Origin of the sequence: Hydrogenophaga sp. (genome assembly GCF_031426985.1) — a bacterium.
Taxonomy (GTDB): Bacteria; Pseudomonadota; Gammaproteobacteria; order Burkholderiales; family Burkholderiaceae_C; genus Hydrogenophaga.
Genome location: NZ_JASJOY010000187.1, coordinates 1 through 16,175 on the forward strand (window position 1 = coordinate 1; position 16,175 = coordinate 16,175).

19 protein-coding genes are annotated in these 16,175 nt (G+C 70.3%); 5 read left to right on the top strand and 14 right to left on the bottom strand.

Going from position 1 to position 16,175, the window contains the following annotated elements:
• Positions 1–96: 96 nt before the first annotated feature.
• From RMP09_RS19780 to RMP09_RS19840, 13 genes are all read right to left on the bottom strand, one after another.
• Positions 97–444 carry a hydrogenase maturation nickel metallochaperone HypA gene (locus RMP09_RS19780; protein WP_310567682.1) on the bottom strand — a complete coding sequence of 116 codons (348 nt, stop codon included), beginning with the start codon at positions 442–444 and terminating at the stop codon, positions 97–99.
• Positions 437–1,660 (bottom strand): hypothetical protein, encoded by a 1,224-nt coding sequence (locus RMP09_RS19785; RefSeq protein ID WP_310567683.1) that lies wholly within the window; start codon positions 1,658–1,660, stop codon positions 437–439. The genes RMP09_RS19780 and RMP09_RS19785 overlap by 8 nt, the downstream gene beginning before the upstream one ends.
• Positions 1,657–2,136, bottom strand: a complete 480-nt coding sequence (hybE, locus tag RMP09_RS19790; protein WP_310567684.1) for a [NiFe]-hydrogenase assembly chaperone HybE — start codon at positions 2,134–2,136, stop codon at positions 1,657–1,659. Before hybE ends, RMP09_RS19785 begins: the two co-directional genes overlap by 4 nt.
• 1 nt (position 2,137) lies before the next feature.
• Positions 2,138–2,368 (bottom strand): rubredoxin, encoded by a 231-nt coding sequence (locus tag RMP09_RS19795; protein WP_310567685.1) that lies wholly within the window; start codon positions 2,366–2,368, stop codon positions 2,138–2,140.
• Entirely contained in the window at positions 2,365–3,228 is an 864-nt protein-coding gene (locus RMP09_RS19800) for a hydrogenase expression/formation protein (RefSeq protein WP_310567686.1), read from the bottom strand. The genes RMP09_RS19795 and RMP09_RS19800 overlap by 4 nt, the downstream gene beginning before the upstream one ends.
• Before the next feature lie 42 nt (positions 3,229–3,270).
• Positions 3,271–3,729: a hydrogenase gene (locus tag RMP09_RS19805; RefSeq protein ID WP_310567687.1), complete on the bottom strand. Its 459-nt coding sequence runs from the start codon at positions 3,727–3,729 to the stop codon at positions 3,271–3,273.
• A gap of 15 nt (positions 3,730–3,744) precedes the next feature.
• Positions 3,745–4,047, bottom strand: a complete 303-nt coding sequence (locus RMP09_RS19810) for a HypC/HybG/HupF family hydrogenase formation chaperone (protein WP_310567688.1) — start codon at positions 4,045–4,047, stop codon at positions 3,745–3,747.
• 2 nt (positions 4,048–4,049) lie between these two features.
• Positions 4,050–4,715, bottom strand: a complete 666-nt coding sequence (locus RMP09_RS19815) for a HyaD/HybD family hydrogenase maturation endopeptidase (protein ID WP_310567689.1) — start codon at positions 4,713–4,715, stop codon at positions 4,050–4,052.
• Positions 4,716–4,734: 19 nt separating this feature from the next.
• Positions 4,735–5,055, bottom strand: a complete 321-nt coding sequence (locus tag RMP09_RS19820) for a HigA family addiction module antitoxin (protein ID WP_310567690.1) — start codon at positions 5,053–5,055, stop codon at positions 4,735–4,737.
• A gap of 4 nt (positions 5,056–5,059) precedes the next feature.
• Positions 5,060–5,806: a Ni/Fe-hydrogenase, b-type cytochrome subunit gene (gene cybH, locus RMP09_RS19825; RefSeq protein WP_310567691.1), complete on the bottom strand. Its 747-nt coding sequence runs from the start codon at positions 5,804–5,806 to the stop codon at positions 5,060–5,062.
• 31 nt (positions 5,807–5,837) lie between these two features.
• A complete protein-coding gene (locus tag RMP09_RS19830; RefSeq protein ID WP_310567692.1) occupies positions 5,838–6,440 on the bottom strand; it encodes a HupE/UreJ family protein in 603 nt (200 codons plus the stop codon).
• A gap of 136 nt (positions 6,441–6,576) precedes the next feature.
• Entirely contained in the window at positions 6,577–8,448 is a 1,872-nt protein-coding gene (locus RMP09_RS19835) for a nickel-dependent hydrogenase large subunit (protein ID WP_310567693.1), read from the bottom strand.
• Between the two features lie 20 nt (positions 8,449–8,468).
• A complete protein-coding gene (locus RMP09_RS19840) occupies positions 8,469–9,551 on the bottom strand; it encodes a hydrogenase small subunit (protein ID WP_310567694.1) in 1,083 nt (360 codons plus the stop codon).
• Positions 9,552–10,079: 528 nt separating this feature from the next.
• Here RMP09_RS19840 and RMP09_RS19845 point away from each other — a divergent pair.
• A complete protein-coding gene (locus RMP09_RS19845; protein ID WP_310567695.1) occupies positions 10,080–10,409 on the top strand; it encodes a hypothetical protein in 330 nt (109 codons plus the stop codon).
• Between the two features lie 379 nt (positions 10,410–10,788).
• Here the strand turns inward: RMP09_RS19845 and RMP09_RS19850 are convergent, their stop codons facing one another.
• Complete coding sequence (locus tag RMP09_RS19850; RefSeq protein ID WP_310567696.1) at positions 10,789–12,504, bottom strand: GMC family oxidoreductase N-terminal domain-containing protein; 1,716 nt, start codon at positions 12,502–12,504, stop codon at positions 10,789–10,791.
• 132 nt (positions 12,505–12,636) lie between these two features.
• Here RMP09_RS19850 and RMP09_RS19855 point away from each other — a divergent pair, with 132 nt between their 5' ends.
• From RMP09_RS19855 to RMP09_RS19870, 4 genes are all read left to right on the top strand, one after another.
• On the top strand, positions 12,637–13,551 hold the full coding sequence (locus RMP09_RS19855; protein ID WP_310567697.1) for a LysR family transcriptional regulator: 915 nt from the start codon (positions 12,637–12,639) through the stop codon (positions 13,549–13,551).
• A gap of 122 nt (positions 13,552–13,673) precedes the next feature.
• Complete coding sequence (locus tag RMP09_RS19860; RefSeq protein ID WP_310567698.1) at positions 13,674–14,003, top strand: YegP family protein; 330 nt, start codon at positions 13,674–13,676, stop codon at positions 14,001–14,003.
• 95 nt (positions 14,004–14,098) lie between these two features.
• Entirely contained in the window at positions 14,099–15,016 is a 918-nt protein-coding gene (locus RMP09_RS19865; protein ID WP_310567699.1) for a toll/interleukin-1 receptor domain-containing protein, read from the top strand.
• Entirely contained in the window at positions 15,013–16,167 is a 1,155-nt protein-coding gene (locus RMP09_RS19870; protein WP_310567700.1) for an aspartyl protease family protein, read from the top strand. Before RMP09_RS19865 ends, RMP09_RS19870 begins: the two co-directional genes overlap by 4 nt.
• The last annotated feature ends 8 nt before the right edge of the window (positions 16,168–16,175 follow it).

The following is a 16,175-nucleotide window of genomic DNA, read 5'->3' on the forward strand; positions in this document are numbered from 1 at the left end:
GCCTGCCTGCGCAGGCTTGGACGGGACGAAGAGGCATCGCCTCTGGCGATGCCGCGGCCTGCAAGGCGAGCGAAGCGGCGCAGGGGGTGCTTCGTATCAATCATCGGACACGCGCATGTCGAGCACGCGCAATTCCATGCCGCCCGTGGGCTGCAGCTGGTAGCCACCGCAGACCGGGCAGGCGTCGCCGCGCTGGGCGATGGCGACGGTCTGGCCACAGGGCAGGCACCAGGCTTGCCCGGGGGTTTCGTCGATCTGGATCTGCGCGCCGTCCAGCAGCGTGCCGGGCGCCAGGCTCTCCAGCGCGAAGCGCAGCGCGCGCACGTCCACACCGGCCAGCTGGCCGGCCTCCAGCCGCAGTTCGAGCAGGCGCGCAAAACCTTCGCGCCGCGCGGTGTCTTCCACCAGCTGCAGCACGCCGCCGGCCAGGCTGGCTTCATGCATGGGCCACCTCCCCGTCCACCGCTTGCTCGGTCACGACCTCGAACGGCACGCAGGGGTCGAACGCCGCCATCAGCAGGTGCAGCTGGCGTTCGCGCAGCGCGGCGGGCAGGCGGGTGTCCAGCGCCGAGATCCGGCGCGCCACCTCGCCGGCCGGGTGGAAGTTCCATTCGGTCGGCGCTAGCACGCGGCAGCTGCGCACGGTCGCCGCGTCGCCGGCCCGGGACGGGTCGATCCCGACCTGGTGCACCAGCAGGCCGCGCGCCATCTCGACCCAGGCCAGGCCCTGGCCATCGGGGCAACGCAGCGCGCCGTGGCGCAGCCAGCCGCCGCCCTGCCCCGCCCCGTCGGGCAGGCACAGCCGCACCAGCTCGGCCAGGCGGCTGCCCAACAGGGCCCAGGGCGTGAGCGGCAGGCCGTCGTCGGCGCCGTTGAGGCGGGCCCAGGGCCCGGTGTGCGCACAGGCGCCGTGCCACTGGGGCCGCAAGGCGAAGCCCGGCTCAAGCGCCAGTGCCGCGGCCAGCGTGCGCAGCGCGTCGTCGCCACCGTGCGCGCGCAGCGCCAAGTCCATGTCGAGGGCCGGACCGGTGTCGGCCTCGCGCGCGCCGCGCACCAGGGCCGGCAGCCAGCGGTCGTGGCGCGTGCTCCAGTCCAGCAGCCAGTCGGCGCCGCAGGCCTGCCAGGCGCGCAGCCAGGTGGCCGCGGGCATCTGCAGCCATTCGGTTTGCAGCCAGTCCAGCGCGGCCGGCCACGGGTCGTCCCCGGCCGCGGCGCCCTTGAGCAGCGGACAGGCCCGCAGCGAGCGCAGCGCCGCTTCCTGCGCGGCACCACCGGCGCTGCCCAGCAGGCGCGGCCAGTCGAGCCCGATGCGGCGCACATGCTCCTGCGCGGTCTCGTGGCGCAGGCGCTGCGCCACCTCGGAGGGCGCAGGCCCGGCGCCCGGCTGGGCCGCTTCGATCGCGAGCTGGGCGCAGAGCCGGTGGGCGTGGCTGCAGAGGTTGAACAGGCTGGCCAGCAGGCCGGGCAGCGCCGCGGCCGGCTGGCCCGGACCCAGCTGGGCGGCCCAGTCGCGCCGGCTGCTGTGCAGCGCCTGCGCCAGCGGCGCGCCGGGGTGCACGCGCAGATGGCCGGCCAGGTCGGGCACCGTGCTCACTGGACTACCCTCCGTGCTGCGCACTGCGGGGCGAGCGCCCTTCGGAGCGGCCGGGCGGGCGCTCATGCCGTGGCTCCTGGCGCGGCGCGGCGGCCGGTGAAGAAGGCGCGGCGCGCCGGCACGGGCTCCGCGGCGGGCGTGGTCACCGGGGCGGGCCGCAGCAGCGCCAGCGAGGCCTCGGCGGTTTCGCGCGCCTGGGCCTGGGACGGGAAGCCGCCCATGAGCGAGAACAGCGCGCAGGTCTCGTGGTACCCCACCCGCGGGTCGTGGGCGCCGATGAATTCGAAGCGCTCGGTGCCGAAGTCGCGCACGGCCTTGCGCGCGACCCGGCCGCCGTGGTCTTCCAGCGCCGCGGGCAGGCGCACCAGACTCATGAACCAGGGCGTGATCAGCACGCCCTCGGCCACGGTCTGCGCGGCGTCGCCCCACACGAAGCCCACGGCCTCGACGGACAGGGCCGGGTTCAGGATGGGCACGCCCTGCATGCGCTCCGTCTGCACGAAGCGGTAGAAGTGCACCAGGGCGGAGACGCGGTGTTCCATCTCAGTCGTTCAGCAAAAGAAACTGCTCGGCGTCGCAGTCGCAGTTCGGGCAGCGCCAGTGCGCCGGCAGTTCGGCAAAGGGCGTGCCGGGCGGGATCTGCCACTGCGGGTCGCCCACGGCCGGGTCGTAGACCCACCAGCAGATCTTGCATTCCAGGCGCGAGCCGGGGCGCAGCGCCTCGCGGTTGCCGAGGTACGAGCCTTCAAAGCCCTGACCGTCAAAACCGCTCATGCCTGTTCCAAATATCCGAGCACATCGCTCAGCCGCTCGTGCGAATCGCGCAGGTCTTCGGGCGCGGCCATGGCCACCTCGGGCATGTCCACCACCTCGACGGTGTTGAGGATCACCTTGTCCATGGAGTTGTAGTACACCACGCGCCAGCAGTGCGGCAGGCGGGTGTTGGAGATGCGGCAGTTGCCATAGCCGCGCGAGAGCAGCAGCACGCGGCCGGTGCCCAGCTGGTGGTCGAGGTAGCCGATGTCTTCGGGCGTGACCGGCAGCAGCGTGAGGTTGACCACGTGCGGGGCCTGGCCCGGTTGCCAGCGCGCCACCTGGTCGCGGATCTCGTCGACCAGCAGCGGTGCGTTCTGCACGTTGGGCGGCAGCGGGCCCTGCCAGGGGCGGTAGAGGCTCTCGGAATCTTCCTCGGCCACGGCGCGCAGCAGGGCGGGGACGGGACCGATCTCGATCGCGTCGTCCACCAGCGCGTCGCCGTGGAAGCTCATGATGCGCCAGACGCCGGCGAACACCGACTCCTGGATGCGCACCTGCAGCGCCGCGCCGTCCTCGCCGACGATGGCACTGGCCTCGCCCTCGCCCATCACCTGGTTGACCAGCCGGCGGTCCTCGGGCGGCAGGTCCAGCAGGCTGACCGACCCACCCGGCCCACCCTGCGCGGCCAGGTCCAGCATCTCCAGCACGCAGGCGAGCACGGCCCGGGTCTTGGCGCGGCCCGCGATCTCCTCGGGTTCGGGCAGCAGGGGCGCACGGTAGGTGTCCATGTCTTTGGGCATGGGCAGGTAGTCCAGCGACTCTTCTTCGGTCTGGGTTCCGGGACCGAGGGCGACGACGGGAATGGGGAAGGCTTTCATGGCGGGGTCCTTGTGGATCGGTGCGGTCGGTCGGAGGTCGGCTCAGTGGCAACTGTTGCCACCGCTGGCGCCGGTCTGGCTGACCACCGGGATGCCGACGGTGGGCGGACGCGAGGGCGGCATGGACAGCGCGGCGGCGACGCCGGACAGGTAGACGTCCCAGTCCTGCATGCCGGCGATGGCGGTGACGTACTGGCCGTCGCGGAAGAACAGCAGCGTGGGCCAGCGTTGCGAGCCGTAGCGCTTGGCCACGGCGTCTTCGTTGTCGCGCGGCACCACGGCCACCGCAAAGCGCTTCGGGAAGGACTTCATCAGCTCGGGCAGCACGGCCGCGACGTCCACGCCCTCGGGAAAACGCACCGGGTCGCCGGCCAGTAGCACGACACGGTCGCCGCCACCGGCGGTCCAGCCCGCGACGCTGGTCTCGTCGACCCAGGTGGCGCCGAACTCGCGCGCCAGTCGCTGGACCAGGGGGGCGTGGGCTTCTGTCATTTCAATCATGGTGTCTCCTTGTGTTCAGGCGCCCGTGAGGGCCTTCATTTGTTCGGGGCTCATCTGCGACGGCAGGGCGAAGTCGATGTCGCCTGAAAGGTCCGTGCCCTGCATGGCGCCCAGCACCAGGTCCAGCGCCGCGTTCACCTCGGCCGCGCGGTCCGCGTCGATCTGCTCGCGCGCGTCGTCGAGAAACACCAGCAGCCAGTCGCCGGGCGCCACGTCGCCGACCAGCGCGGTGTTGATGCGGCGGTGCTCGCCGCGGCCTGTGCACAGCGCGAAGCGGCCGTTGGCCTCGATCACCTGCATGGGGATGCCGATGCACATGGTCAGAGGTCCTTCACCAGAAAGCGGTCATCGCCGATGCGGCAGGCTTCTTCGGCGGCGGGCCGTTGCGCTTCGTAGGCTGTCAGCGCCAGTTCGTCCAGCGTCACGGCTTCGCGCGCGGCCAGCGGCGTCTGGCGCTCCCGCGGCATCGCGCCCCAGCGTTCGAGTTCGGCCACGCCCAGCGCCAGCGCCTCGTCCATCGCGGCCTTGACGACCGGGCGCAGGCTGCCGCCGTAGTCCTCCAGCTCCTGCGGCTGGCAACCGATCAGCAGCACCCGCTGCGGGTAGCGTTCGGTGAGCAGGGCCAGCGACAGAACCTCCTGGAAGCCGGTCTGGTGCAGGCTCATCTTCTTGGCGCCCATGAAGCGCGGCACGGCGTCGTCGCGCACCTGCTTGAGCGTGCCCGGTTCGAGGCCGTAGTCGATGGCGTCGAAGATCAGCAGCGCGTCGGCTTCCTGCACGTGCTGGACCAGGTACAGGCCCTGGGTGCCGCCGTCGATCAGGCTGACGTGCTCGGCGAACTCCCAGCGGCGCTGCAGCGCTTCGATGCAGCGCACGCCAAAGCCTTCGTCGGCCCAGAGCAGGTTGCCGATGCCCAGCACCACGATGCGGGCCGGGAGGGTGTCACCACCGGGGTGACAGGTGAATTCGGTCGGAATGGCGCTCATGGCAGGCAAGCCTGTGTGTTCAGCGGGTGGAGGGGGTGGCCGAGGCCAGGCGCTTCCAGGCATGGAAGCTGTCCCAGGCGGCCTGCTGCGCGAGCCAGAAGCCGGCGTCGATGCCGAACTGCCGCGCGCAGCGGATGGCGGTGTCGGGCGACATCGCGCGCTGACCGTGCACCAGTTCGTGCAGGCGGCGGCGCGACAGGCCCAGCAGCCGGGCCGCCTCGCTCTGGTTGAGCGAGAGCGGCGCCAGGCAGGTGCGCGCCAGCAGCCGCCCCGGGTGCATCGGCGTGCGCACCGGCACACCACGCGGGGGCATCGACCAGCTGGCGGCACGCTTCTTCATGACATCAGTCTTTGAAGGTTCTGCGGCCCGAGATCATCGTGGACACGATGGACTGGCGGCCCATGATGTCTTCACGGATCGCGGCGTAGACGTGCAGTGTGATGAACATGATCATGGCCCACATGCCCAGGCGGTGCCAGCTGTGCACGTCCTGGCTCTGGCCGAACAGCGGGATCACCCAGCCGAACAGCTTGTCCTGCCACGAGCCGGCGCCGGCCCCTTCGCTGTAGAGCGCGAAGCCGGTGACGATCATGAAGATCATCAGCGCCAGAAAGCCCGAGAACATGGCCAGCCGCGCCAGCGGGTTGTGGCCCACGTAGCGGCCCGGTCGCGGGATCAGGAAGGCGTACCACTTGAACATGGTCAGCACCTCGCCCCAGTAGGCCTTCTGGAACAGCGGCACCCAGAACAGCTCGCGCGCATGGTGGTTGCCCACGATGGCCCAGTAGGCGCGACCGAGCAGGCCGACGGCCAGGATGTAGCCCGCCGTGAAGTGCGCGAAGCGGATGTAGCCCATCAGGTAGTGCGCGCTGGCCTCGCCGGGCATGGTCGGCAGCGGCACACCGATGAAGTAGCCGCTGAGGCACAGCACCGTGATGGCCGCAACGTTGACCCAGTGCCAGATGCGCACCGGCGCTTCGTAGACGTAGACCGACTTGGTGGTCTGGCCGTGCGAGACCGCGCTTTCGTCGATGCCGGTGACATCGGCCAGGCGCTGCTGGGCCAGCTCTTGTGCAGACAGGGAGGACATGGTGATCTCCTGTGCGAAGGGGGTGGGGCCGTCAGGCGGCCAGCTGGCCGAACAGGACCAGGCCGGCGCCACCGAGCAGCGCGCCGAGTCCGCCCAGGGCCAGGCCGCTGCGCGCGGCCAGCCAACGGCGGATCGCCAGGCCGGCGCCCACGCCGCCGAGGTGCATCAGCGCGGTGGTGGCCAGGAAGCCAATCGCGTAGCCGGCAAAGCCGGTGGCCGGTGTTTCCGCACCGTGGGCCAGGCCGTGCAGCGAGGCGGCCGCGGCCACCAGCCCCAGGCCGAGCGACACGGGCAGGGGGCGGCGGGCCAGCAGCAGCATGGCGCCGAACAGCACCACCGACAGCGCCACGCCCTGCTCCAGGAAGGGCAGCGTGGCGCCGGCCGCACCCAGCGCGGCGCTGGCCACCAGCGCCAGCAGGAAGGTCGCCGGGCCCTGCCAGGCCTTGTCCTGCGGCAGGGCGCTGACCGACCAGACGCCCACGGCCACCATGGCCAGCAGGTGGTCCAGACCGAAGGGATGGGCCAGGCCTTCCATCAGGCTGGTGGCCCCATGACCCGGGTGGGCCTGCGCGGCGCCGGCCAGCCCGGCCAGCAGCGCGGCGGCGACCACGCGACGGATGTTTTTCGATTGCATGTGGTTCTCCTCGTAAGGGTTCAGTTTCGGGACGGGCGCCGTGCCTGCTCCAGCACACACCTAGGAACCGGCTTTGCCGGGCCTCTGGTGTGGTCCCCCTGGGGGAAAGACGCGAAGCGGCGCAGGGGGGGTCATCTCACCTCACCGTGACCTTCGCCATTTCCTGACCCTCTTCGCTCATCACATGGGTGGAGCAGGCCAGGCAGGGGTCGAAGCTGTGCAGGGTGCGCAGGATCTCCAGCGGCTGCTCGGGGTTGACCATGGGCGTGTTCATCAGCGAGGCCTCGAAGGCGCCGATCTGGCCCTTGGCGTCGCGCGGCGACCCGTTCCAGGTGGTGGGCACCACGCACTGGTAGTTCTCGATCTTGCCGTCCTTGATCTTGATCCAGTGGCCCAGCATGCCGCGCGGCGCGGCGACCGTGCCCACGCCCTTGGCCTCCTTGGGCCAGGTGGCGGGGTCCCACTTCTCGACGTTGGCGGTGCTGGTGTCGCCGGCCTTGATGTTCTGGACCAGCTGCTTGAAGTCGTCCATCATCATCTCGCCGCAGTACTGGCCTTCGAGGGCGCGCGCGAGGGTGCGGCCGATGGTGCTGGGCAGCATCTGCTTGAGCGTGTAGTTCGTCTCCGGCAGGCCCAGTGTCTTGGGGATGGCGCTGTTGATGGCGACGGCCGAGCTCTCCAGCTGTTCCTTGACGCGCTGGCAGTACTTGTTGCCCTGCAGGGCGTGGGCGTAGCCCAGGATGTAGCGCGAGAGCGGGCCGACCTCGACCGCGTGGCCGCGCCAGCGCGGGCTCTTGATCCAGCTGTACTTGGCCGATTCGTCCAGGTTCTCGATCTTGGTGCGCGTGCCCTTGAAGTTCGGACCTTCGGGCTTGTAGTTGGCCTCGGTCACGCCGTCCCAGGGGTGCAGGCCCTTGCTGTCACCCCCGTTTTGGTCGCCGTACGAATACCAGCTGTGGGTCACGAACTCCTGCACCTGCTCGGGGTCGCGCGGGTCGATGGGTTCGATCTTGTCCCAGTTGCCGTTCAGGATCACGCCGCCGGGCAGCTGGTGCGTGCTGTGGTCGTAGGGCACTTTTTCGTAGGTGCCGTAGTCGGCCACGTTGGTGGCCGAGAGACCGCCGCCGTAGAGCCAGCCGGCCTGCTTGTAGATGGTGCCGATGGCCAGCACGTCCGGGATGTAGACGTTGTTGTTGAAGTCGATCATCTCCTTGATGCGGGCTTCAACGAAGTTCAGGCGCTCCATGTTGATGGGCGCGCCGGCGGCGCCGTTGCCGTCGAGGTTGATCGCGCAGGGCACGCCGCCGACCATGTAGTTCGGGTGCGGGTTCTTGCCGCCAAAGATGGTGTGGACCTTGACCCATTCCTTCTGCAGGTCCAGGGCTTCGAGGTAGTGGGTCACGGCCATCAGGTTGGCCTCGGCCGGCAGCACATAGGCCTTGGAGCCCCAGTAGCCGTTGGAGAAGGGACCGAGCTGGCCGCTCTCGACGAACTTCTTCAGGCGGTTCTGCACGTCGCGAAAGTAGCCCGGCGAAGACAGCGGGTGCGAGGGCGAGACCAGCTGCTGCAGCTCGCTGGTCTTCTTGGGGTCGGCGTTGAGGGCCGAGACCACGTCGACCCAGTCCAGCGCGTGCAGGTGGTAGAAGTGCACCGCGTGGTCGTGCACCTGCAGGGTCTTGGCCATCATCTCGCGGATGAGGTGGGCGTTCAGCGGGATGCGGATGCCCAGCGCGTCTTCCACCGCGCGCACCGAGGTGAGCGCGTGGCAGCCGGTGCAGACGCCGCAGATGCGCTCCACGAAGGCCCAGGCGTCGCGCGGGTCGCGACCCTTGAGGATCACTTCCAGCCCGCGCCACATGGTGCCGGTGGAGACCGCGTTGCGGATCACGTTGTTGCTGTCGAGGTTGACCTCGCAGCGCATGTGGCCCTCGATGCGGGTCACGGGATCGACGACGATGCGCCGGCCGGTGTTGTCGAGCTTGAAGCCCTGTGTTTCGTAAGCACCCATGGTCTTGTCCTTCTTCTGCTTCAGGCGTTGGTTTTCGACTTCTCTTTGGCGCTGTCGCGGGCGCGCTTGGCCACCGAGATGGCGGCGTGCGCGGCGACCGCGGCGCCCACCACACCGGCCGCCGTGCCGCCGATCTCGTCCGCATTCGCTTCGATGCCGAAGGCGTGGATGTCGGTCAGCCGGTCATAGAACGAACCCTTGTCCCAGAAGCCGTCTTCCGAGCAGCCGATGCAGCCGTGGCCGGCCTTGATCGGGAAGCTGGTGCCCTCGTTCCACATCACGGTCGAGCAGGCGTTGTAGGTGGTCGGGCCCTTGCAGCCGACCTTGTAGAGGCAGTAACCCTTGCGCGCGGACTCGTCGTCCCAGGCCTCGACGAACTGGCCGGCGTCGAAGTGCGGACGGCGGTAGCACTTGTCGTGGATGCGCTGGCTGTAGAACATCTTCGGGCGGCCCTGGCGGTCCAGCTCGGGGATCTTGTCGAAGGTCAGCATGTAGGTGATCACGCCCGTCATCACCTCGGGGATGGGCGGGCAGCCCGGCACCTTGATGATGGGCTTGTCGGTGATGACCTTGTGGATCGGCGTGGCCTGCGTCGGGTTGGGCTTGGCGGCCTGCACGCAGCCCCACGAGGCGCACGAACCCCAGGCGATGATGGCCTTGGCGTCTTTCGCGACGTGCTTGAGCTTGTCGATGAAGGGCTTGCCCGACTGGATGCAGAACATGCCGTCTTCGTTCAGCGGCGGGTTGCCTTCCACCGCCAGGATGTACTGGCCCTTGTACTTGGTCATGATCTCTTCGAGGATCGCCTCGGCCTGGTGGCCGGCGGCGGCCATCAGGGTGTCGTCGTAGTCCAGCGAGATCATGGACAGCACCACGTCCTTGGCCAGCGGGTGCGCCGAGCGGATGAAGGATTCGGTGCAGCAGGTGCACTCCAGGCCGTGCAGCCAGAGCACCGGGGTGCGCGGCTTGTTTTCCATGGCGTGGGCGATCTGGGGCACGAAGCTCGGCGCCAGCCCCAGCGAGGTGGCGGTGAGCGAGCAGTACTTCATGAAACTGCGGCGCGAGATGCCCTTGCGGCGCATGACCTCGTAGAAGGTTTCCATCTGGGTGTGTCTCCGTAGGCTGGTGTGGGGCTGGAACCGGACCGCCCAAACAGGCAGTTCGGTTGCCATTCGCAAAGCCCGAGCCACTTTCACCAACCCTAGGGAAAACACCCACGAATCATCGCAAGCATTTGATTTTTTTCTGTTTTTCCCTCACACCCACAGCACCACCGAAAACCACCTCATCCCTCATTGGATGGTTAAATTCCAAAATACCATCCACATCGGTCAGTCAACTTCCACTCAAAAATCACCCCCCACCCCCGCCGAACAGGCAAAAAAAAGCCGACCCGGGGGTCGGCTGGTGTTCAGGGCATCTCTGACGGACGCTGTGGTGTTGGAGGTGTTCTGGTCAGGACTGGGCTTGTCTCCTCGGTCCCCCGCGGTCGTCAGCGCTGGGCGCTGCTTGCGAGTGGCAAGACTTTAACGGCCCGCACCACCGCTGTGCATCGGGGCTTTCCCTTGCTTGGTGGACCCACTGGCACGGGATGTGCACTGCCACCGTCTTCGTTGGGTTCAGGAAAAATCATGTCGCAAAACGATGCATTGGCCACCGCCGCGCACCTGCATGTGCTGCTGCGCCGCAAAACCGGCCGGGTGACCGACACCGAATGGATGGCCGGCAACGCCGAATACGCCCAGGCCATGGTGCGCTACGCACGCGCGAAGGCCCAGGAAGACGGCCACACCGAGCTGCTGCCCCTGGCCGAGCGGCTGGAAGCGCTGGTGGTGGCGCCGCAGCTGGCGCGCAAGAACCCGCCCCCCGCAGCCAGCCCGGCCATCGCCGTGTCGGCGCCGGCCCCCCTGAGCCCCGCCGCCAACGATGTGAGCACCCGCTACGTCGGTCGCCTTCGCTGAGCAAGGCTCAGCGTTGAAACGGGGGGGGGTTGTGGCGGCTGCGCCAGGGCCGGAAACACAGCCGTGGCCGGGGAGAGGGGCGCAGGCGGCCCATTCTGGGCGGAGCGTGGGGGCTCGACCGGACCAGCCGCCGGGCCGCCCCAAGGCAGACCCAGCCCCCCCGGGGGGCAGCGACCCGCGTCAGCGGCGGAGCGTGGGGGCCCGACCGGGCCAGCCGCCGGGCAGCCCCCAAGGCAGGCCCAGCCCCCACGGGGGGCAGCGACCCGCGTGAGCGGCGGAGCGTGGGGGCGACCGGGCCAGCCGCCGGGCCGCCCCCAAGGCAGGCCCAGCCCCCCCGGGGGGCAGCGACCCGCGCAGCGGTGGAGCGTGGGGGCTCCGCCTACCCGCCCGACATGATCCAGCGCGCCGCCTTCTCCGCGATCATCAGCGTCGGGCTGTTGGTGTTGCCGCTGGTGATGGTGGGCATCACGCCGGCATCGACCACGCGCAGCCCGGCCACGCCGCGCACGCGCAGGTGGCTGTCCACCACCGCCATCGGGTCGTCGTCCCGGCCCATCTTGGTCGTGCCCACGGGGTGGAAGATGGTGCTGGCGATGTCGCCGGCCAGGCGCGCCAGGTCTTCGTCGCTCTGGTACTGCACGCCGGGTTTGACTTCCTCGGGCTGGTATTTCGCCAGCGCCGGCTGGCCCACGATGCGCCGCGTCACGCGCAGGCTGTCGGCCGCCACCTGGCGGTCTTCGGCGGTGCTCAGGTAGTTGGGCGCGATGGCGGGCGCATCCTCAAACCGTGCGCTCTGGATGCGCACATGGCCCCGGCTGCTGGGGTTGAGGTTGCACACGCTGGCGGTGAAGGCCGGGAAGGGGTGCAGCGGTTCCCCGAAGGCATCGAGGCTCAGCGGCTGCACGTGGTATTCGATGTTGGCGTGCGGCTGGGCCGGGTCGCTGCGGGTGAAGGCGCCGAGCTGGCTGGGCGCCATGCTCATGGGGCCGCTGCGCTTGAACAGGTATTCCAGCCCGATGGCCGCCTTGCCCCAGGGCGTGGCCGCCAGCGTGTTGAGCGTCTTGGCGCCCTGGACTTTGTAGACCGAGCGGATCTGCAGGTGGTCCTGCAGGTTCTCGCCCACGCCGGGCAGGTCTTTCACCACGCCGATGCCGTGCTGCTGCAGCAAGCCCGCCGGGCCGATGCCCGAGAGCTGCAGGATCTGCACCGAGCCGATGCTGCCGGCGCTGAGGATCACCTCCTGCCGCGCGCGCACGTCCACCATCTCGTCGCCGGTCCAGACGCGCACGCCGGTGCAGCGCACCGTGCCGTCGGGCTGGGTTTCGGTGATGAGTTTGGCCACCTGGGCCGAGGTCCAGAGTTCAAAGTTGGGCCGGCCGTAGCAGGTGGGCCGCAGGAAGGCCTTGGCCGCGTTCCAGCGCAGGCCGTCTTTCTGGTTGACCTCGAAATAGCCCACGCCTTCGTTGTGGCCGCGGTTGAAGTCGTCGGTGGCCGGGATGCCGGCCTGCTGCGCCGCCTGCGAAAACGCGTCCAGGATGTCCCAGCGCAGGCGCTGCTTGTCGATGCGCCATTCGCCGCCCGCGTTGTGGTGGCGCAGCACATGGCGCCACAGGTCTTCTTCGGCGGTGGCCGGGTGGGCCAGCAGTTCGGCCGGGTTGCCCTTGGCGCCGTGCAGCGCGCTGGTGCCCTTGTGGTGGTCTTCGTGCAGCTTGAAGTAGGGCAGCGCGTTGTCCCAGGCCCATTCGCCGTTGCCGGTCAGCTGCGCCCACTGGTCGTAGTCGCGCGCCTGGCCGCGCATGTAGATCATGCCGTTGATGCTCGAACACCCGCCCAGCGTCTTGCCGCGCGGGTAGCGCAGCTTGCGGCCATTGAGGCCCGGGTCGGCCTCGGTCTGGTAGAGCCAGTCGGTGCGCGGGTTGCCGATGCAGTACAGGTAACCGACCGGGATGTGGATCCAGTGGTAGTCGTCCTTGCGGCCGGCTTCGATGAGCAGCACGCGCTTGCTGGCGTCGGCGCTCAGCCGGTTGGCCAGCAGGCAGCCGGCGGTGCCGGCGCCGATGATCACGTGGTCAAAAGTCGTGCTGTGCTCGCTCATGCAGAAGGTCTCCGGGGGGTTTTTGTCATTGGCCGGGCTGATGATGCCGCGCCAGCCTTACGCGGAAATGTGCCCGAAGGGAACGTGTTTTCCCAATGAAATCGGCCAAGGCACGGTATAAGTTCGGCAAATATGGTCAACCGCCTGCCCGCCACCGATCCGCAGACCTTGCGCGCCTTCGTCGCGGTCGCGCGCGAAGGCTCGGTCTCGCGCGCGGCGCTGCGCCTGCACCTGAGCCAGCCCGCCGTGAGCCTGCAACTCAAGACCCTGGCCGAGGCCACCGGGCTGCAGCTGTTCACCCGCACGCCGCAGGGCATGGCGCTCACGCGCGAGGGCGCCGCCCTGCTGCCGCTGGCCGACAAGGCGCTGGCCGCGCTCGCCGATTTCGGGCAGGCCGCCGCCGCGCTGCACCAGACCGTGCGCGGCACGCTGCGCATCGGCACCATCCTCGACCCCGAGTTCACCCGCTTGGGCGCCTTCCTCAAGCAGCTCGTCGAGACCGCGCCGCAGGTGGGAACCGAGCTGAGCCAGAGCATGAGCGGCGACGTGCTGGCGCGCGTGGGCCGGGGCGAGCTGGACGTGGGCTTTTTCCTGGACCTGCCGCAGGACCCGCTCGGCCCGCCCTTCCGGCTGCGCGCGCTGACCCGCTTCACCTACCGCGTGCTCGCGCCCGCGGGCTGGGGGCCGCAGGTCAACGGCAAGGACTGGAAGGCCCTGGCCGCCCTGCCCTGGCTGGCCACGCCACCGGCCAGCGCGCACCACCGCCTGCAGGGCCGCGTCTTCGGCCTCGGCTCGCTGACCGGTCTGGTGCCGCGCCGCGTGGCCCTGGTCGATCAGGAGGCGTCCATGCTCGACCTGGTCAAGAGCGGCGTCGGCCTGAGCCTGGTGCGCGACGCGATCGCGATGCGCGAGGCGCAGGCGCACGGCCTGGTGGTGGCCGATCAGGTCGCGCTGGACTGCGACCTGAGCTTCGTCTGCCTCGCGGAGCGGGCCGGCGAGCCGGTGATCGCCGCGGCGCTGGCGGCGCTCGACGCGGTCTGGGGGTGACGGGTGTCACACCGCAGCGGCACGGACGCCACATCCGGGGCGCACCTGCTGGCGGCCCTGGACGGCGCCGCCTACCATGACCGGCGACGGCGCTTGAGACCGTCTCCACAGGAGCACACGACATGGCAGGTTGGTACGAACTCTCGTCGAACGACAAAGGCACGTTTTCTTTCGTCCTTAAGGCCGGCAACGGCGAGGTGATCCTGCGCAGCGAGCAATACGACAGCAAGGCCTCGGCCGAGAACGGCATCCGGTCGGTGCAGACCAACAGCCCGCAAGACGCGCGCTATGCCCGCCAGGACGCCAGCGACGGGCGCTGCTACTTCAACCTCAAGGCGGGCAACCACCAGGTCATCGGCACCAGCCAGATGTACAAGGACGCGGCGGGCCGGGACAAGGGCATCGAATCGGTCAAGGCCAACGGCCCGAGCACGACCGTCAAGACGGCCTGACGGCGCACGCCGGGGCGGCGGCCCGCCCGACCGCCGCTTGCCAAGCACGCGCCATGGGGCCACAGTGGCGTTCCGTGGTGCGGAGGGCCTGAGCCATGCGCGTGTTCATCAGCCATGCCTGGGAAGACAAACCGCTGGCCCTGGCGCTGGCGCAACTGCCCGATTTCGTGGACGTGTGGGTGGACGTGCGCGAGCTGCTGGGCGGGCAGACGCTGGACCCGACCATCGTGCGCGCCATCGAGGACAGCCACGTCTTCATCGTGCTGGTCAGCCGCACCGCGCTGGCCAAGGCCTGGGTGGCCAAGGAGGTCGATTGGGCGCTGGCGCGCGAGGCGCAGAAGGACCGCGTGTTCGTGCTGCCGGTGCTGATCGAACCGGGCATCGACCTGCGCAGCTGTGCGCCGCCGTTCGCCGCCTTTGCCGAGCGCCTGTTCATCGACGCCAGCGACACCCGCGAGGCGGGGCTGGACAAGTCCCGCGCGGCCATCGGGCGGACGCTGTTCCACTGGGCCAGCGACTGGCTCGATCAGATGGAACCCCGGGGCGACAGCGACCGCCGTTTCGTCGAGGCGCTGGAGCACGACCTGATCGGCTTCCAGACGCGCCTGTTTGCGGTGCAGGCGGCGCTGGCCTGGCCGCTGGCCACGCTGGTGCAGGACGAGGCGCTGGCCCACCTGGTGACGGTCAAGGACGAGTACAACCGCTTCACCGAGGCCTTCATTCCGCGCCTGAAGACGATGGAGGACCCGATCCGCTGGCGCTTCGGCCCCCCGGCACAAAAGGGCCTGGCCAGGCTCTCCACCTTCATCCTGAACGAGGTCTACCACGGGGCCGCGTTTGCGCTGAACGACGCCATCGAGTCGGTCAACGCCTACGAGCCGGTGCTCAGCCGCGACCCGGCCGCCCTGGCCGAAGCCGACGCCCGCCGCGCGGCGCGGGTGGGCGCGCTCAAGCCGGTGATGGACGAGCTGGTGGAGCGCACGGCCGATTACGTGGACACACTCAAGACATGAGCACCGCGCTGCGCCGCCGCTGCTGCTGTGCCCTGGCGCTGGCGGCCGGCCTGGCGGCGGGCGCCGCGCTGGCCGCCGACTCGGGGCCGGTGCCGCTCACGCGGCTGAGCCTGGGCGACATCGGCGGCTGGATCGAGCTGCGGGTGGAGGTGAACGGGCAGCCCGGGCGCTGGCTGATCGACACCGGCAGCACGCGGCATGTGGTGTCCACCGCGTTCGCCACGCGCCACGGTCTGGCCGCGGGCGCGCTGGCGCGGGCCGACACGGCGCTGGGTCCGGTGCAGGGCGCCGAGGTGGCGCTGCCGCCGTTGCGCATCGGCCAGCACGAACACGCGGGGCAGACGGCGCTGCGGCTGGACGACCTGCGCGCGCTGCTGGGCCCCGCGGGCGAGGGGCTGGACGGCGTGCTCGGGGTGCCGCTGCTGGCGGGCGTGTCGCTCGATCTGGACCTGCAGCGCTGGTCGCTGGCGATCACCGAGGTGGTGCCCGCCGACTGCCCGGCCGGCACGCTGGCGCTGCCACTGGGCACGCACCGCGGGCTGCCGGTGCTGGCGCTGCGCATCGACGACGGGCCGGCCCAGGCGCTGCTGCTGGACACCGGCAACCCGGCGGCGGTGGTGCACATCGTGGCGGACGCGCCCGACGCCACCGAACCCGGCCTGGCGCTGCCGGGCGGCGCGCGGCTGGCGCTGGCGCGGCGGGCCGCGGTGGGCGCCTGGCAGCGGGCCGATGTGCCGGTGCTGCGCGTGCCCGCGCCGGGCCTGCACCGCGCGCTGGCGCCGCGCATCGCCGGGCTGGCCGGCACGGCCTGGCTCGATGGCACGCGCTGGCAGATCCAGCTGGGCCCGCAGCGCGCCTGCGTGAGCCCGCAACCGCCCGGCCTGCCCGGCGGCTTTGGCCTCACGCTGGCGCAGCGCGGGGATGCCCTCGTCATCGACACGGTGCTGCCCGGCGGCCCGGCCGAAGCCGCGGGCCTGCGCGCGGGCGACGCGGTGCAGCGCTGGGCCGGTGGCGGGGTGGACGGACCGCTGCGCGCGCTGTGGGCGCGTGTGCAGGGGCCGGCCGACCTGGTGCTGCAGGTGGGCACCGACGCGCCCGAGGTGCGGGAGGTGCGCCTGCAGCGCGCGCACTTCCTGCCGCGCCTGCCCTGAGGGGCACT

Bases quoted from the DNA above. Each gene is read 5' to 3' on its own strand.
- RMP09_RS19780 (WP_310567682.1), bottom strand. From the start codon at position 444: ATGCATGAAGCCAGCCTGGCCGGCGGCGTGCTGCAGCTGGTGGAAGAC.
- RMP09_RS19785 (WP_310567683.1), bottom strand. From the start codon at position 1,660: ATGAGCGCCCGCCCGGCCGCTCCGAAGGGCGCTCGCCCCGCAGTGCGC.
- hybE (WP_310567684.1), bottom strand. From the start codon at position 2,136: ATGGAACACCGCGTCTCCGCCCTGGTGCACTTCTACCGCTTCGTGCAG.
- RMP09_RS19795 (WP_310567685.1), bottom strand. From the start codon at position 2,368: ATGAGCGGTTTTGACGGTCAGGGCTTTGAAGGCTCGTACCTCGGCAAC.
- RMP09_RS19800 (WP_310567686.1), bottom strand. From the start codon at position 3,228: ATGAAAGCCTTCCCCATTCCCGTCGTCGCCCTCGGTCCCGGAACCCAG.
- RMP09_RS19805 (WP_310567687.1), bottom strand. From the start codon at position 3,729: ATGATTGAAATGACAGAAGCCCACGCCCCCCTGGTCCAGCGACTGGCG.
- RMP09_RS19810 (WP_310567688.1), bottom strand. From the start codon at position 4,047: ATGTGCATCGGCATCCCCATGCAGGTGATCGAGGCCAACGGCCGCTTC.
- RMP09_RS19815 (WP_310567689.1), bottom strand. From the start codon at position 4,715: ATGAGCGCCATTCCGACCGAATTCACCTGTCACCCCGGTGGTGACACC.
- RMP09_RS19820 (WP_310567690.1), bottom strand. From the start codon at position 5,055: ATGAAGAAGCGTGCCGCCAGCTGGTCGATGCCCCCGCGTGGTGTGCCG.
- cybH (WP_310567691.1), bottom strand. From the start codon at position 5,806: ATGTCCTCCCTGTCTGCACAAGAGCTGGCCCAGCAGCGCCTGGCCGAT.
- RMP09_RS19830 (WP_310567692.1), bottom strand. From the start codon at position 6,440: ATGCAATCGAAAAACATCCGTCGCGTGGTCGCCGCCGCGCTGCTGGCC.
- RMP09_RS19835 (WP_310567693.1), bottom strand. From the start codon at position 8,448: ATGGGTGCTTACGAAACACAGGGCTTCAAGCTCGACAACACCGGCCGG.
- RMP09_RS19840 (WP_310567694.1), bottom strand. From the start codon at position 9,551: ATGGAAACCTTCTACGAGGTCATGCGCCGCAAGGGCATCTCGCGCCGC.
- RMP09_RS19845 (WP_310567695.1), top strand. From the start codon at position 10,080: ATGTCGCAAAACGATGCATTGGCCACCGCCGCGCACCTGCATGTGCTG.
- RMP09_RS19850 (WP_310567696.1), bottom strand. From the start codon at position 12,504: ATGAGCGAGCACAGCACGACTTTTGACCACGTGATCATCGGCGCCGGC.
- RMP09_RS19855 (WP_310567697.1), top strand. From the start codon at position 12,637: ATGGTCAACCGCCTGCCCGCCACCGATCCGCAGACCTTGCGCGCCTTC.
- RMP09_RS19860 (WP_310567698.1), top strand. From the start codon at position 13,674: ATGGCAGGTTGGTACGAACTCTCGTCGAACGACAAAGGCACGTTTTCT.
- RMP09_RS19865 (WP_310567699.1), top strand. From the start codon at position 14,099: ATGCGCGTGTTCATCAGCCATGCCTGGGAAGACAAACCGCTGGCCCTG.
- RMP09_RS19870 (WP_310567700.1), top strand. From the start codon at position 15,013: ATGAGCACCGCGCTGCGCCGCCGCTGCTGCTGTGCCCTGGCGCTGGCG.